This window comes from Streptomyces sp. NBC_00316, assembly GCF_036158715.1.
Classification (GTDB): Bacteria; Actinomycetota; Actinomycetes; order Streptomycetales; family Streptomycetaceae; genus Streptomyces.
This window is the reverse complement of sequence record NZ_CP108023.1, coordinates 6520488-6535148: the sequence shown is the minus strand read 5'-3', so window position 1 is coordinate 6535148 and position 14661 is coordinate 6520488. Positions and strand designations below refer to the sequence as shown.

At 71.4% G+C, this 14661-nt stretch carries 19 protein-coding genes; 1 reads left to right on the top strand and 18 read right to left on the bottom strand.

Translation table 11 applies throughout. The features are described from left to right. Window positions 1–99: 99 nt before the first annotated feature. The 10 genes from OG878_RS29060 to hisI form a co-directional block, all read right to left on the bottom strand. Window positions 100–927: a DsbA family protein gene (locus OG878_RS29060; protein WP_328889511.1), complete on the bottom strand. Its 828-nt coding sequence runs from the start codon at window positions 925–927 to the stop codon at window positions 100–102. A 76-nt stretch (window positions 928–1003) separates the two neighbouring features. Then, the gene (gene trpA, locus OG878_RS29055) at window positions 1004–1816 is read right to left on the bottom strand and encodes a tryptophan synthase subunit alpha (RefSeq protein ID WP_328889510.1); all 813 of its coding nucleotides are present in this window, start codon (window positions 1814–1816) and stop codon (window positions 1004–1006) included. After that, complete coding sequence (gene trpB / locus OG878_RS29050) at window positions 1813–3099, bottom strand: tryptophan synthase subunit beta (protein ID WP_328889509.1); 1287 nt, start codon at window positions 3097–3099, stop codon at window positions 1813–1815. The genes trpA and trpB overlap by 4 nt, the downstream gene beginning before the upstream one ends. A gap of 137 nt (window positions 3100–3236) precedes the next feature. Next, complete coding sequence (gene trpM / locus OG878_RS29045; protein WP_277329650.1) at window positions 3237–3401, bottom strand: tryptophan biosynthesis modulator TrpM; 165 nt, start codon at window positions 3399–3401, stop codon at window positions 3237–3239. Window positions 3402–3463: 62 nt separating this feature from the next. Continuing rightward, window positions 3464–4273 carry an indole-3-glycerol phosphate synthase TrpC gene (gene trpC / locus OG878_RS29040; RefSeq protein WP_030972813.1) on the bottom strand — a complete coding sequence of 270 codons (810 nt, stop codon included), beginning with the start codon at window positions 4271–4273 and terminating at the stop codon, window positions 3464–3466. A 115-nt stretch (window positions 4274–4388) separates the two neighbouring features. Next, the gene (locus OG878_RS29035) at window positions 4389–4895 is read right to left on the bottom strand and encodes a DUF2752 domain-containing protein (RefSeq protein WP_443049176.1); all 507 of its coding nucleotides are present in this window, start codon (window positions 4893–4895) and stop codon (window positions 4389–4391) included. Window positions 4896–4971: 76 nt separating this feature from the next. Then, window positions 4972–5223, bottom strand: a complete 252-nt coding sequence (locus OG878_RS29030; RefSeq protein ID WP_328891417.1) for an HGxxPAAW family protein — start codon at window positions 5221–5223, stop codon at window positions 4972–4974. A gap of 146 nt (window positions 5224–5369) precedes the next feature. Continuing rightward, a complete protein-coding gene (locus OG878_RS29025; protein WP_328889507.1) occupies window positions 5370–6029 on the bottom strand; it encodes a TIGR02234 family membrane protein in 660 nt (219 codons plus the stop codon). Window positions 6030–6043: 14 nt separating this feature from the next. Beyond that, complete coding sequence (locus OG878_RS29020; RefSeq protein WP_328889506.1) at window positions 6044–7531, bottom strand: anthranilate synthase component I; 1488 nt, start codon at window positions 7529–7531, stop codon at window positions 6044–6046. Between the two features lie 11 nt (window positions 7532–7542). Continuing rightward, window positions 7543–7923, bottom strand: coding sequence for a phosphoribosyl-AMP cyclohydrolase (hisI, locus tag OG878_RS29015; RefSeq protein ID WP_328889505.1), 381 nt, complete (start codon window positions 7921–7923; stop codon window positions 7543–7545). An 85-nt stretch (window positions 7924–8008) separates the two neighbouring features. On the opposite strand from hisI, the gene OG878_RS29010 reads away from it, so the two are divergent. Beyond that, complete coding sequence (locus OG878_RS29010; protein WP_328889504.1) at window positions 8009–8641, top strand: TIGR03085 family metal-binding protein; 633 nt, start codon at window positions 8009–8011, stop codon at window positions 8639–8641. A gap of 229 nt (window positions 8642–8870) precedes the next feature. On the opposite strand, the gene hisF is transcribed toward OG878_RS29010, so the two are convergent. Genes hisF through hisD form a run of 8 tightly spaced genes read right to left on the bottom strand, consistent with a single transcriptional unit; the run spans window position 8871 to window position 14623 of the window. Further along, window positions 8871–9626, bottom strand: coding sequence for an imidazole glycerol phosphate synthase subunit HisF (gene hisF / locus OG878_RS29005; protein WP_328889503.1), 756 nt, complete (start codon window positions 9624–9626; stop codon window positions 8871–8873). Further along, window positions 9623–10021, bottom strand: a complete 399-nt coding sequence (locus OG878_RS29000; RefSeq protein WP_277325681.1) for a RidA family protein — start codon at window positions 10019–10021, stop codon at window positions 9623–9625. The genes hisF and OG878_RS29000 overlap by 4 nt, the downstream gene beginning before the upstream one ends. Continuing rightward, on the bottom strand, window positions 10018–10746 hold the full coding sequence (gene priA / locus OG878_RS28995; RefSeq protein WP_328889502.1) for a bifunctional 1-(5-phosphoribosyl)-5-((5-phosphoribosylamino)methylideneamino)imidazole-4-carboxamide isomerase/phosphoribosylanthranilate isomerase PriA: 729 nt from the start codon (window positions 10744–10746) through the stop codon (window positions 10018–10020). Before priA ends, OG878_RS29000 begins: the two co-directional genes overlap by 4 nt. Then, window positions 10746–11387 carry an imidazole glycerol phosphate synthase subunit HisH gene (gene hisH / locus OG878_RS28990; RefSeq protein ID WP_328889501.1) on the bottom strand — a complete coding sequence of 214 codons (642 nt, stop codon included), beginning with the start codon at window positions 11385–11387 and terminating at the stop codon, window positions 10746–10748. The genes priA and hisH overlap by 1 nt, the downstream gene beginning before the upstream one ends. Before the next feature lie 11 nt (window positions 11388–11398). Further along, the gene (locus OG878_RS28985) at window positions 11399–11566 is read right to left on the bottom strand and encodes a hypothetical protein (protein WP_277325684.1); all 168 of its coding nucleotides are present in this window, start codon (window positions 11564–11566) and stop codon (window positions 11399–11401) included. Further along, window positions 11563–12159 (bottom strand): imidazoleglycerol-phosphate dehydratase HisB, encoded by a 597-nt coding sequence (hisB, locus tag OG878_RS28980; protein ID WP_277325685.1) that lies wholly within the window; start codon window positions 12157–12159, stop codon window positions 11563–11565. Before hisB ends, OG878_RS28985 begins: the two co-directional genes overlap by 4 nt. Then, window positions 12156–13277 carry a histidinol-phosphate transaminase gene (locus OG878_RS28975; RefSeq protein ID WP_328889500.1) on the bottom strand — a complete coding sequence of 374 codons (1122 nt, stop codon included), beginning with the start codon at window positions 13275–13277 and terminating at the stop codon, window positions 12156–12158. Before OG878_RS28975 ends, hisB begins: the two co-directional genes overlap by 4 nt. Further along, entirely contained in the window at window positions 13274–14623 is a 1350-nt protein-coding gene (gene hisD / locus OG878_RS28970; RefSeq protein ID WP_328889499.1) for a histidinol dehydrogenase, read from the bottom strand. Before hisD ends, OG878_RS28975 begins: the two co-directional genes overlap by 4 nt. Window positions 14624–14661 lie beyond the last annotated feature (38 nt).

The window sequence follows — 14661 nt, the reverse complement described above, 5'->3', positions numbered from 1 at the left end:
CGACGCTACCCTGCCGGGCGGGACCTGCGGCAACCCGCCCGACAACTTCTGGGTAACGAGCTGTCGTCACATCCCCCCGACGGCGGAAGCAGGCCGAGGTCAGGAGGCCGACGGCGTCGGCGTGACCTTCCCCGGCTTCTTCCCCTTGTTGGCCTCGGCGACCCACTTTTTCAGGTTCGCCACCGTGATCGGCTCGTTCCCCTTCTTCGGGAAGATCGATTCACCGTTGAGCAGCGCGGTGGGCGTGCCCCGGAAGCCGCCGTTCTGGAACGCGGTGTTGGACTTCTTGACCCAGGTGTCGTGCGTGCCGTCCTCGACGCAGCTGCGGAAGGCGGGGGTGTCGAGGCCGCCGACCTTGCCCGCCAGCTCGATCAGCTTGCTGCTCTTGCCGAAGGCGTCGTCGGTCTCCTCCGGCTGGTTGCGGTAGAGGACGTCGTGGTAGGCGGAGAACTTGCCGACGTTCTGCGCGCAGGCCGCCGCATTGGCCGCGTCCAGCGAGCCGCTGCCGCCGAGGTTGCCGTCGATGATCGTGGCCAGGTGGTATTCGACCTTCAGCTGACCGCTGCGTTCCAGCTCGTGGATCGTGTCCCGGAACGCGTTCTCGAACTGGGCGCAGACGGGGCAGCGGAAGTCCTCCCAGACGGTGAGCGTGGACGGGGCATCGTCCGCGCCCACCGGGATGGCCAGGTTGTCCTTGCCGGTCGCCCCGGACGGCGTGACGACGGGACCGGACCCGCTCGCCTTGTCGCCCTTGCCGCCGGAATTCGCGGCGATCACGCCGACGACGGCGGCGAGCGCCAGCACACCCACCAGCGCGGCGGAGACGATCAGCGTGCGCCGGCGGCGCTCACGCGCCTTCTCCTGCTCACGCTGCTGGATGAGCCGGTCGCGCGCGGCCCTTTTTCCCTCTTGGTTGTTCTCGCTCACACCCGCAGCAACGAACCGGGGAGGCACCTGCGTGCCTCCCCGGTCCCAGGTCCACCCGTTCGGGTGAGGCCCGATGTCAGCGCTTTCGAACACCTTCGGCGAGTTCGCCCGCCAGCGAGCGGACGGCGGCCAGGCCGGACGTCTCGTCGGAGGCGTCCAGCATCCGCTTGACGAAGGCGGAGCCGACGATCACTCCGTCGGCGAAGGCCGCGACCTCGGCGGCCTGCCGGGCATTGGAGACGCCGAGGCCGACGCAGACCGGGAGCGTGGTGGTGGCGCGGGTGCGCCGCACCAGTTCCTGGGCCTGCTCGCCGACCGATTCGCGGGTGCCGGTGACACCCATCAGCGAGGCCGCGTAGACGAAGCCGGAGCCGGCCGCGGTGATGGTGGCGAGGCGTTCGTCCTTGCTGCTCGGCGCGACGACGAAGACGGTCGCGAGGCCGTGCTTGTCGGCGTGCTCGCGCCACACCGAGGACTCCTGGACCGGCAGGTCGGGCAGGATGCACCCGGCGCCGCCCGCCTCGGCGAGTTCGGCGGTGAAGCGCTCGATGCCGTACCGGTCGATGGGGTTCCAGTACGTCATGACGAGGATCGGGGCGCCGGTCGCCTCGTAGGCCTCGCGGACCGTACGCATGACGTCGGCGACCTTCACACCACCGCGCAGGGCGATGTCGTCGGCGGTCTGGATGACCGGTCCGTCGAGCACCGGGTCGCTGTGCGGCAGGCCCACCTCGACGACGTCGGCGCCACCGGCGACGACCGCCTTGACGGCCTCGATGCCGCCGTCGACCGTCGGGAACCCGGCCGGCAGGTAGGCGATGAGCGCGGCACGGTCCTCGGCCCGGGCCGCGGCGAGGGTGGAGCTCAGCAGCTCGATGTTGCCGCTCACTGGACGTCTCCCTCGATCTCGGCGTCGCCGTTGTCCGCGTCCGCCTCGACGGTCGCGTCCGTGTCGTACAGCCCGAAGTAACGGGCCGCCGTGTCCATGTCCTTGTCGCCGCGCCCGGACAGGTTGACCAGGAGCAGCGCGTCCTGGCCGAGTTCCCTGCCGACCTCCAGGGCGCCGGCCAGCGCATGGGCGCTCTCGATGGCCGGGATGATCCCCTCGGTGCGGGACAGCAGCCGCAGCGCCTGCATGGCGTCGTCGTCGGTGACCGCGCGGTACTCGCCGCGGCCGATGTCCTTGAGGTACGAGTGCTCCGGGCCGATGCCCGGGTAGTCCAGTCCCGCCGAGATGGAGTACGGCTCGGTGATCTGGCCCTCGTCGTCCTGGAGGACGTAGCTGCGCGAACCGTGCAGGATGCCGGGCTCGCCCGCGGTCAGGGTCGCCGCGTGCTCACCGGTCTCCACCCCGTGTCCGGCGGGCTCGCAGCCGATCAGCCGGACGCCCGCGTCGGGGATGAAGGTGTGGAAGAGCCCGATGGCGTTGGAACCGCCGCCGACACAGGCGATCGCGGCGTCCGGCAGCCGTCCGGTCCGCTCCAGGATCTGCCGGCGGGCCTCGACGCCGATGACGCGGTGGAAGTCGCGGACCATCGCCGGGAAGGGGTGCGGGCCCGCGACCGTGCCGAAGAGGTAGTGCGTGCGGTCGACGTTGGCGACCCAGTCGCGGAACGCCTCGTTGATGGCGTCCTTGAGCGTGCGGGAGCCGGACTTCACGGCGATGACCTCGGCGCCGAGCATCCGCATCCGCGCCACGTTCAGCGCCTGCCGCTCGGTGTCGATCTCACCCATGTAGATGGTGCATTCGAGGCCGAAGAGGGCGCAGGCGGTCGCGGTGGCGACACCGTGCTGGCCGGCACCGGTCTCGGCGATGACACGGGTCTTGCCCATGCGCTTGGTGAGCAGCGCCTGGCCCAGCACGTTGTTGATCTTGTGTGAGCCGGTGTGGTTGAGGTCCTCGCGCTTGAGGAAGATCCGGGCACCGCCCGCGTGCTCGGCGAAGCGCGGCACCTCGGTCAGTGCGCTGGGCCGGCCGGTGTAGTTGACCATGAGCTCGTTGAGCTCGGCGGCGAAGGCCGGGTCGGCCTTGGCCTTGTCGTACTCGACGGCGACCTCGTCCACGGCGGCGACGAGCGCCTCCGGGATGAACTTGCCGCCGAACGCACCGAAGTAGCCCTCGGCGCTGGGGATCAGACCCTCGGGGTCCGGAATGAAGAAGTCAGATGACATCCGACGTGCTCCTCGTCATGGCAACGGGTGGGTTCACCGTATGCGCCGCGAGCGGAGCGCCGCCGCGACCGGGAGTGGTCGGGCGGTGCAGGTCGTACGTACGAAAGGAGAGGTACGGGTACGTCGGCCGGGGCTCGCTACGGCGCGGTCCCCGTGCGCCATCGCATGCCGTTGACCTGGCCGGGCTCGTCGCCGATCACGTACCGCACCCGCCGGCCGTGCACGCGGCGCGCGGGGGCGCGGCAGCCGCGGGGGCGGCAGCCGCGCGCCAGCGGCGCGTGCGGATCCCGGGCAGCCGTCACCCCGGCGAGGCGCGGGCCCCGACGGGTGCGGGGCGCGGGACGGTCGGCGGACACGGTGCGGGTCAGCTCCGTCCGTGCCGCAGGGCCGGGTGGGCGCCCGCGGCGACCAGGTCGGCGACGGCGGCGCGCGGGTCGCGGCCGGTGACCAGGGACTCGCCGACGAGCACGGCGTCGGCGCCGGCGTTGGCGTAGGCGATGAGGTCGTGCGGGCCGCGGACGCCGGACTCGGCGACCTTGACGATGCCCGCCGGGATCTCCGGGGCGACGCGCTCGAATGTCGAACGGTCGACCTTGAGGTCCTTCAGGTTGCGCGCGTTGACACCGATGATCTTCGCTCCGGCGGCCACGGCACGCTCCGCCTCCTCCTCGTCGTGCGCCTCGACCAGCGGCGTCAGGCCGATGGACTCGGCGCGCTCGATCAGGGAGACGAGGGCCTCCTGGTCGAGGGCGGCGACGATCAGCAGGGCGAGGTCGGCGCCGTAGGCGCGGGCCTCCCAGAGCTGGTACGAGGTGACGATGAAGTCCTTGCGCAGGATCGGGATGTCGACCTTGGCGCGCACGGCTTCCAGGTCCGCGAGCGAACCGCCGAAACGGCGCTCCTCGGTGAGGACGGAGATGACGGACGCGCCACCGGCCTCGTAGTCCGCGGCGAGCGCGGCAGGGTCGGCGATCGCGGCCAGGGCCCCCTTGGAGGGGCTGGAGCGCTTGACCTCGCAGATGACGGTCACGCCCTCGCCGCGCAGGGCGGCGACTCCGTCCTTGGCCGCCGGAGCGCGCGCCGCGCGCTCCTTGAGCTCGTCGAGGCTGACGCGCGCCTGCCGCTCTGCGAGGTCGGCGCGTACGCCATCGATGATCTCGTCGAGCACACTCACGCGAGCGGCCCCCTTCCGGGACGGTGATGAGGGAACAGGATCAGCCATCTCGATGGTATCCGCAGGAAGGCCCCGGGTTCACATCCGGCCGACGGATGTCCCACTACCTGGGCAATCACGGCGCCAGCATCGATCCGAACGGCAGATTCCGGACGACGGTGAAGATCAGCAGCACAGCCCCGAGCCCCCACATCCAGACCGGCGCCAGAGCGATCCGTACGGGCCTTCCCCTGCTCGCGCGGACCATCCAGACCAGCCAGAGGACGGCGAAGACCGCGTAGCCGACGACCGCGAGGGCATTGGAGCCGAGGGCGGCCGCGATATCGCCGTGCGCGACGGCGTGGGCGCTGCGCAGCCCCCCGCAGCCGGGGCAGTACAGGCCGGTGAAGCGGAGCATCGGGCAGACCGGATAGTGGCCCGGCTGGTTGGGATCGACGGCGCCCACGTAGCCGAAAGCCGCGACGACGGCGGCCATGACCCCGACAGGGGTGGCGAGCCGCCGGACGGCCGACCTGGGCACCGGCGCGGGCGGGAAGCAGGGCGGGGGCCCGGGCGGAAGGACCGGCGCGGGCCGGTGGCCGGGCGGGCCTGATGCGGCGGCGGGAGAGGGCGAGGCGTCCACGCGGTGATTGTCCCCGGTCACGCGGAAAGGCGCAGCCCGAACCGGGCTGCGCCTTTCACGACGGGTCCGACCGGGGTCAGGAGGAGACCTGGGCCCGTCCGGCACGCGCCCTGGCCGCGGCCAGCTCGGCCGACTCCTTCGGCATGCCGAGGCCCGCGGCCTTCATCGCCAGACCGACGATCCCGCCGATGAGGATGACCGCCATGCCGGCCCAGAAGCCGAGCGGGTTGGCCGCGACCATGAACAGGCCTGCGATGCAGAAGCCGATGAAGGCGATGATGACACCGGTCCAGGCGGCCGGGGTGTGTCCGTGGCTGCTGCCCGCCATGAGTTGCTCCTCGTTGGTGTTGCGCTGGTGATATCGCTGTACGCAAAGCTGGTGCCGCTGCGGTGCGCTGTGCAGAAAAGGCTGCTGCTGTGCAGAGGGCTCACGGTCATTGTCCCGTACGTGCGGGTGCGACATGAGCTTGGGGGTCATGCCTCGCGCGTCGGGTCCTCGCCGCGGTCCAGGGCCTTCCACAGGTCCTCGGGCCGGTCCGGGTCCGGGGCGGTGCGGGCGGTCCTGCGCGGGCGTGGGGTGCCGTCACGTTCGTACCGTCCCGACATCGTCGGCCAGAGCTTCCCGTACCGCAGGGCGAGCAGCCCGGCGAGGAGGATCAGCAGGCCGCCGGCGGCGGTGACGTACGGCCACGCGGTGTGGCTCAGTGCGTCGATGGTGGCGGAGGCGTCGCCGGTCGTCTGCGCCGCCTTCTCGTCGAGGGCGGCACTGTCGGCGGCGCCGAGATAGGCGCTGACTCCGGCGCCCAGTCCGCTGAGGGCGAGCAGCCCGGCGACGAGCAGCCGGCCGGCGCTGCGGACGGCGAAGACGGCGACGAGGGCGGCCAGGCCGACGATGGCGAGGGCGGCGGGGAGACCGGTGACGTCCTGGCCGTCGACGGTCAGCGGCAGTGCGACGCCACCGACGGCGGCCTTGCCCTCGGCCCAGGTCTGGCCGGAGGCGAGGAGAACCACGGTGGCGCCGAGCGCCCCGAGAAGCAGGCCGACGGCCAGGCTGCGGCGGCTTCCCGCGGCGTCGGGCGCGACGGCGGCTTGGGTACGGGGCTGGGGTACGGGAACAGCACTCACGTACCCCACTATCCCTTACCGGGTCAGTTCGTGTGGAGGCGGTTGGCGGTATGGACGGCGCGGAGGACCGCGGCGGCCTTGTTGCGGCACTCGGTGTCCTCCGCCACCGGGTCGGAGTCGGCCACGATGCCCGCTCCGGCCTGGACGTACGCGGTGCCGTCGCGCAGCAGCGCCGTACGGATGGCGATGGCGGTGTCGGAGTCGCCGGCGAAGTCCAGATAGCCGACGCAGCCTCCGTACAGTCCGCGGCGGGTGGGTTCGAGCTCCTCGATGATCTGCATGGCACGGGGCTTGGGGGCGCCGGAGAGGGTACCGGCCGGGAAGCAGGCGGTGAGGACGTCGAAGGCGGTACGGCCCTCGGCGACGCGGCCGGTCACGGTCGAGACGATGTGCATCACGTGCGAGTACCGCTCGATCGACATGAAGTCGACGACCTCGACGCTGCCGGGCACGCAGACCCGGCCCAGGTCGTTGCGGCCGAGGTCGACGAGCATCAGGTGCTCGGCGCGTTCCTTCGGGTCCGCGAGGAGTTCGTCGGCGAGGGCCTGGTCCTCCTGCGGGGTGGCGCCGCGGGGCCGGGTACCGGCGATCGGGTGAACCATGGCGCGCCCGTCCTCGACCTTGACGAGGGCCTCCGGGCTGGAGCCCGCGACGTCGAAGTCCTCGAACCGGAAGAGGTACATGTACGGCGACGGGTTGGTGGCGCGCAGCACCCGGTAGACATCCAACGCGCTTGCCGTGCACGGGGTTTCGAAGCGCTGGGAAGGGACGACCTGGAAGGCTTCGCCGGCCCGGATGCGCTCCTTCACGTCCTCGACGGCGTCCTGGAAGGCCGGCCCGCCCCACAGTGCGGTGTACGGCGGGAGTTCGGACGCGGGGAGGGTGGCGGGGGCGCTCTCGACCGGACGCGAGAGGTCCGCCTCCATGGCGTCGAGGCGGGCGACGGCGTCGGCGTACGCCTCGTCCACCCCGGTCTCCAGGTCGTTGTGGTTGATCGCGTTGGCGATCAGCAGGACGCTGCCGTCCCAGTGGTCGAGGACGGCGAGGTCCGAGGTGAGCAGCATGGTCAGCTCGGGGAGCTTCAGGTCGTCCCCGCCGTGCTCGCCGATCCTCTCCAGCCGCCGCACGATGTCGTACCCGAGGTAGCCGACCATGCCGCCGGTGAACGGCGGCATGCCGGAGTGCAGGTCCCGCGGGGTGTGCAGGGCGTCGATGGTGGCGCGCAGGGCGTCGAGCGGGTCACCGTCGACGGGCACGCCGACGGGCGGGGTGCCCAGCCAGTGGGCCCGGCCGTCGCGGGCGGTGAGGGTGGCGGCGCTGCGTACCCCGATGAAGGAGTAGCGCGACCAGGTGCGGCCGTTCTCCGCGGATTCGAGGAGAAACGTGCCGGTGCGCTCGCCCGCAAGCTTGCGGTACAGCGCGACCGGAGTGTCGCCGTCCGCGAGAAGCCGGCGGCTGACGGGGATGACACGCCGGTCGGCGGCCAGCTTGCGGAAGGTCTCGAGATCCATGACGGCTGACCCTACTGGGCGAGCGGGAGGACGTCGGCGTCGAAGCAGGTGCGGTCGCCGGTGTGACAGGCCGCTCCCGTCTGGTCGACCTTGACGAGGACGGTGTCCGCGTCGCAGTCGAGGGCGACGGACTTGACCAGCTGGATGTGACCGGAGGTGTCGCCCTTGACCCAGTACTCCTGGCGGCTGCGGGACCAGTAGGTGCAGCGGCCGGTGGTGAGGGTGCGGTGCAGGGCCTCGTCGTCCATCCAGCCGAGCATCAGCACCTCACCGGTGTCGTACTGCTGGGCAATGGCCGGAACGAGTCCGTCGGCGCCGCGCTTGAGGCGGGCGGCGATGGCGGGGTCCAGGCTGCTGGTGGGCGGGGTGCTGGGCGTGGGCGTGCTGGTCATGTGCCCCATTGTGCCGTGGCCGCGCGAGCCTTTCGGCGGGCCGTCCACTGGGCGGACTGCGTGCACCGGTCGTACGCTGGCGGTCATGTCGACCCATGCAAAGCGTGAACGACTTCTGCTCGCCGACCTGTTGGAGGCGGCGGGCCCCGAAGCCCCGACCCTGTGCGAAGGATGGACGACTCGCGACCTCGCCGCGCATGTGGTGGTACGCGAGCGCCGCCCGGACGCGGCGGCCGGGGTGCTGCTGAGCCCGCTGAGGAGCCGGCTCGACCGGGTGCAGGCCGAGTTCGCCGAGAAACCGTACGAGGAGCTGATCCAGCTCATCCGTACGGGCCCGCCCCGGATGTCACCGTTCGGGCTGAAGCAGGTGGACGAGGCGGCCAACACGGTGGAGTTCTACATCCACGCCGAGGACGTGCGCCGGGCGCAGTCCGACTGGTCGCAGCGCGAGCTCGACCCGGTCTTCGCCGACGCCCTGTGGTCGCGCATGGAGAAGGCTGCGCGGCTGATGGGGCGCAAGGCCCCGGTGGGGCTGGTGCTGCGCCGCCCGGACGGACAGACCGCCGTGGCCCACAAGGGGACTCCGGTGGTGACGGTGACCGGGGAGCCGGGCGAGCTGCTGCTGTTCGCGTCGGGGCGCCAGGACGCGGCGCGGGTGGAGCTGGAGGGCGACAAGGAGGCGGTGACCCGGGTGAGCAAGGCCCAGCTGGGCATGTAGGGCGTACGGGGCCGGGCCGGCGCGGAAGTTCCGCCCCGGCGCAGCCTGCTGACGACCGGGCCGGCTGCCGCCCAGCGCCTCGCCGGCCCCGCCGACGCCTGCGGGTGCCTCTCCCCCGTCCGGCGGTCGAGGACGTCCGTCAGCGCGTCCGGCGTTCGGGACCGGGGCAGCGCCCCGGTCCCGGGAAGCGGCGGTGGGGGAACGGGAAACACCTCCTCCTGCCGCACCCTCAGCGAACCGGGTGCCCGGCCTCCCGCAGCGCGCCCTTGACTTCGGAGATCCGCAGATCACCGAAGTGGAAGACGGACGCGGCAAGCACCGCGTCCGCCCCCGCCGCAATCGCCGGCGCGAAGTCCGCGAGCCGGCCCGCGCCGCCGGAGGCGATGACGGGGACCGTCACATGCGCGCGGACCGCCGCGATCATCTCGGTGTCGTAGCCGTCCTTCGTGCCGTCCGCATCCATCGAGTTGAGCAGGATCTCGCCCGCACCCAGCTCGGCGGCCCGGTGCGCCCATTCGACGGCGTCGATGCCGGTGCCCCTGCGGCCGCCGTGCGTGGTGACCTCGAAGGTGCCCTCGGGGGTGCGCCGGGCGTCCACGGAGAGCACCAGCACCTGACGCCCGAACCGCTCGGCGATCTCCCGGATGAGCTCGGGACGGGCGATGGCCGCGGTGTTGACGCCGACCTTGTCGGCACCGGCCCGCAGCAGCTTGTCGACGTCGTCGGCCGTACGGACGCCGCCGCCGACGGTGAGCGGGATGAAGACCTGCTCGGCGGTGCGGCGCACCACGTCGTAGGTGGTCTCCCGGTCACCGCTGGACGCGGTGATGTCCAGGAAGGTCAGCTCGTCGGCGCCCTCCGCGTCGTACAGCTTCGCCATCTCGACGGGGTCGCCCGCATCGCGCAGGTTCTGGAAGTTGACACCCTTGACGACCCGGCCGTTGTCGACGTCCAGGCACGGGATGACTCGTACCGCGAGACTCATTGCGCACCTGCCCTGTAGGCCTCGATCTCGACCTCGACGACCAGGCTGGGGTCGACGAAACCGGACACGATGATCATGGAAGCGGCGGGGCGGACATCGTCGAACAGCTCCTTGTGAGCACGGCCGACCTCGTCCACGTCCCGGGCGTGTGTGAGGTACATCCGGGTACGGACGACGTCCTCGCGGCCGAGTCCCACCTGCTTCAGCGCGTCGAAGGCGACGTTGAAGGAGGTGACGGCCTGCTCGTACGGCCCGCCCGCGGAGATCTGCCCGCCCACCACCGACGTGCAGCCGGCCACCAGGACGAGCCCGTTGGACAGCTCCACCGCGCGGGCGTAGCCGAACTTCTCCTCCCAGGGCGCGCCCGTGAAGACACGGCGTACGGGGTCGGTCATGCGGAGACCGCCCGGAGCGCTTCTTCGAGGGTGAACGCCTTCGCGTACAGCGCCTTGCCGACGATCGCGCCCTCGACGCCGTCCGGCACGAGCGAGGAGATCGCGCGCAGGTCGTCCAGCGAGGAGACGCCGCCGGAGGCGACGACGGGCTTGTCGGTGGCCGCGCAGACGTTCTTCAGGAGCTCCAGGTTGGGGCCCTGCAGCGTGCCGTCCTTGGCGATGTCGGTGACGACGTAGCGGGCGCAGCCCTCGGAGTCGAGACGGGCGAGCGTCTCGTAGAGGTCGCCGCCGTCGCGGGTCCAGCCGCGCCCGCGCAGCGTCGTACCGCGGACGTCGAGGCCGACGGCGATCTTGTCGCCGTGCTCGGCGATGACCTTGGCGACCCACTCCGGGGTCTCCAGAGCGGCGGTGCCGAGGTTGACCCGGGTGCAGCCGGTGGCGAGGGCCGCGGCGAGCGAGGCGTCGTCACGGATGCCGCCGGACAGTTCGACCTTGATGTCCATGGAGCGGGCGACCTCGGCGATCTGCGCCCGGTTGTCACCGGTGCCGAACGCCGCGTCCAGGTCGACGAGGTGCAGCCATTCCGCGCCCGCCCGCTGCCAGGTGAGGGCGGCCTGCAGGGGGTCGCCGTACGAGGTCTCGGAGCCGGACTCGCCGTGCACGAGGCGGACGGCCTGGCCGTCGCGGACGTCGACGGCGGGAAGGAGCTCAAGCGTGGTGGGCATCAGAGTGTTCCGATCCAGTTGGTCAGCAGCTGGGCGCCGGCATCGCCGGACTTCTCGGGGTGGAACTGGGTGGCCCACAGGGCGCCGTTCTCCACGGCGGCGACGAACGGCTCGCCGTGGGTGGCCCAGGTGACCCGGGGGGCACGGATCTTGGGGTTGGTGACTTCGAGGCCCCAGTCGTGCACGGCGTAGGAGTGCACGAAGTAGAAGCGGGCCTCGGCGTCGAGTCCGGCGAAGAGTTCGGAGTCCTCCGGGGCTCGCACGGTGTTCCAGCCCATGTGCGGGACGATCGGGGCCTTCAGCGGGGCGACGGTGCCGGGCCATTCGTCGAGGCCCTCCGTCTCCACGCCGTGCTCGATGCCGCGCTCGAAGAGGATCTGCATGCCGACGCAGATGCCCATCACGGGCCGGCCGCCGGAGAGCCTGCGGCCGATGATCCATTCGCCGCGGGCCTTCTTCAGCCCGTCCATGCAGGCGGAGAACGCGCCGACGCCGGGCACCAGCAGCCCGTCGGCGTTCATCGCCCTGTCGTAGTCGCGGGTGATCTCGACGTCCGCGCCGACGTGGGCGAGGGCGCGCTCGGCGGAACGGACGTTGCCGAAGCCGTAGTCGAAGACGACGACCTTCTTCTGGTCACTCACAGGTCGCTCCCTCAGTCCCAGAGTCCCTGGATCCGCAAGGCGCCTGCGACCAGGCACATCACGGACGCGATCCCGAGCAGCACGATGAGGCCCTTGGGCATCTTCTGCTTCGAGAAGGAGTAGACGCCGCCGGCCAGGAAGAGGCCGAGGACGATCAGTACGGTGTTGAGGCCGGTCACAGCGCGCCCTTCGTGGAAGGGAGGATTCCGGCAGCGCGCGGGTCGTGCTCACAGGCGTAGCGCAGGGCTCGGGCCAGCGCCTTGAACTGGCACTCCACGATGTGATGGGCGTTGCGGCCGTACGGGACGTGGACGTGCAGGGCGATCTGCGCCTGAGCGACGAACGACTCCAGGATGTGCCGGGTCATCGTCGTGTCGTACGAGCCGATCATCGGCGCGATGTTCTCCGGCTCGGTGTGCACCAGGTAGGGGCGGCCGGAGAGGTCGACGGTGACCTGGGCGAGCGACTCGTCCAGCGGGACGGTGCAGTTGCCGAAGCGGTAGATGCCGACCTTGTCGCCGAGCGCCTGCTTGAAGGCGGCGCCGAGGGCGAGGGCGGTGTCCTCGATGGTGTGGTGCGTGTCGATGTGCAGGTCGCCGTCGGTCTTCACGGTGAGGTCGAAGAGGCCGTGGCGGCCGAGCTGGTCGAGCATGTGGTCGTAGAAGCCGACCCCGGTCGACACATCGACCTTGCCGGTGCCGTCGAGGTTGACCTCGACGAGCACGGACGTCTCCTTGGTGGTGCGTTCCACGCGGCCTACGCGGGGGCTCATCCGTCGTGCTCCTTCTTGAGTTCGCGCACCGCATCGAGGAACGCGTCGTTCTCTGCCGGGGTCCCTGCGGAGACCCGCAGCCATCCCGGTACGCCGTTGTCCCGGACCAGGACGCCCCGGTCGAGGATCTGCTGCCAGGCGGTGTGGCTGTCGGCGAAGCGGCCGAACTGGACGAAGTTGGCGTCCGAGTCGGTCACCTCGAAGCCGAGTGCGCGCAGCTCCGTGACGATCCGGTCGCGCTCGCTCTTGAGCTGGGCGACGTACCCGAGGAGCGTATCGGTGTGTTCGAGGGCGGCGAGCGCGGTGGCCTGGGTGATGGACGACAGGTGGTACGGCAGCCGCACCAGCTGGACGGCGTCCACGACCGCCGGGTCCGCGGCGAGGTAGCCGAGCCGCAGGCCGGCGGCGCCGAACGCCTTCGACATGGTGCGTGAGAGCACCAGGTTCGGCCTGCCCTCGATCAGCGGGAGCAGCGAGGGGTGGTGGCTGAATTCGCCGTACGCCTCGTCGACCACGACCATCGACGGCCTGGCGGCCTGGGCGGCGTCGTACAGCGCGCGGACGGTGTCGGCGTCGACGGCGGTGCCCGTGGGGTTGTTGGGCGAGGTGATGAAGACGACGTCCGGCCGCTGTCCGGCGATGGCCTCGCACGCCCCCGCGACATCGATGGTGAAGTCGTCCTTGCGCGGACCGGAGATCCATCCGGTGCCGGTGCCGCGGGCGATGAGGGCGTGCATCGAGTACGAGGGCTCGAAACCGATCGCGGTGCGTCCGGGACCGCCGAAGGTCTGCAGCAGCTGCTGCAGCACCTCGTTGGAGCCGTTGGCCGCCCAGACGTTGGCGAGAGCGACCTCGTGCCCGGCGGTGCGGGTGAGGTAGCGGGCCAGCTCGGTACGGAGCTCGACGGCGTCCCGGTCGGGGTAGCGGTTGAGTTCGCGGGCGGCCTCGCGGACACGCTCGGCGATCCGGTCGACGAGCGCATCCGGGAGCGGGTACGGGTTCTCGTTGGTGTTCAGCCGAACGGCCACGTCGAGCTGGGGCGCTCCGTACGGGGACTGCCCGCGGAGCTCGTCCCGGATCGGCAGGTCGTCGATACGGGTGGTGCTGCTGTTCGTCACTGCTGCGGGACCTTCCAGCCACTGTGCTCGTCCGGTTCGCCTCCGACGAAACGAGCCTTGATTGCGGCGCCGTGGGCGGGGAGGTCCTCCGCCTCGGCAAGGGTGACCACGTGGTGCGCGACCTCGGCGAGCGCATCGCGGGTGTAGTCGACGATGTGGATGCCGCGCAGGAAGGACTGCACGGACAGACCCGAGGAGTGGCAGGCGCAGCCGCCGGTCGGCAGGACGTGGTTGGAGCCCGCGCAGTAGTCGCCGAGCGAGACCGGGGCCCACGGGCCGACGAAGATCGCTCCGGCGTTGCGGACCCGGCCGGCGACCGCGGCGGCGTCGGCCGTCTGGATCTCCAGGTGCTCGGCGGCGTACGCGTCGACGACCTTGAGGCCGTCCTCCAGGTCGTTGACCAGGACGATCGCGGACTGACGGCCGGCCAGCGCGGGCTCGATCCGGTCGGTGACGTGCTTGGTCGCGGCGACCTGCGGCTTCAGTTCGGCCTCGGTGGCGGCGGCCAGCTCCTCGGAGTCGGTGACCAGGACCGCGGCGGCCATCGGGTCGTGCTCGGCCTGGCTGATCAGGTCGGCGGCGACGTGCACCGGGTCGGCGGTGGAGTCGGCGAGGATCGCGATCTCGGTGGGTCCGGCCTCGGCGTCGATGCCGATGCGGCCCTTGAGGAGACGCTTGGCGGCGGCGACATAGATGTTGCCGGGGCCGGTGACGAGGTTCACCGGAAGACATTCGGCCGTTCCGTACGCAAACATCGCGATGGCCTGGGCGCCACCGGCCGCGTACACCTCGTCGACACCGAGCAGGGCGCAGGCGGCGAGGATGGTGGGGTGCGGCAGGCCGCCGAACTCCTTCTGCGGCGGGGAGGCGACGGCGATGCCCTCGACGCCCGCCTCCTGGGCCGGTACGACGTTCATGACCACGGACGACGGGTAGACCGAGCGTCCGCCCGGCACATACAGGCCGACGCGCTCGACGGGCACCCACTTCTCGGTGACCGTGCCGCCGGGAACGACCTGGGTGGTGTGCGTGGCGCGGCGCTGCTCGTGGTGGACGAGACGGGCGCGGCGGATCGACTCCTCGAGGGCGGCCCGCACGGCGGGATCCAGCCGCTCCAGCGCATCGGCGATCGCCGATGCCGGGACCCGGATCGAGTCGAGCCGTACACCGTCGAACTTCGCCCCCCAATCGATCACTGCCGCTGAGCCACGATGGCGTACGTCCTCGCAGATGGGGCGCACCGTCTCCAGTGCGGCCTCCACGTCGAACTCGGCTCGGGGCAGCAGGTCGCGCAGGTCGCCGCCCTCGGGGAGGGCACCGCCGCGCAGATCGATTCGAGAGATCACACCGCAATTCTCTCAGACCGCTTCCGGCAGCAGTTCGC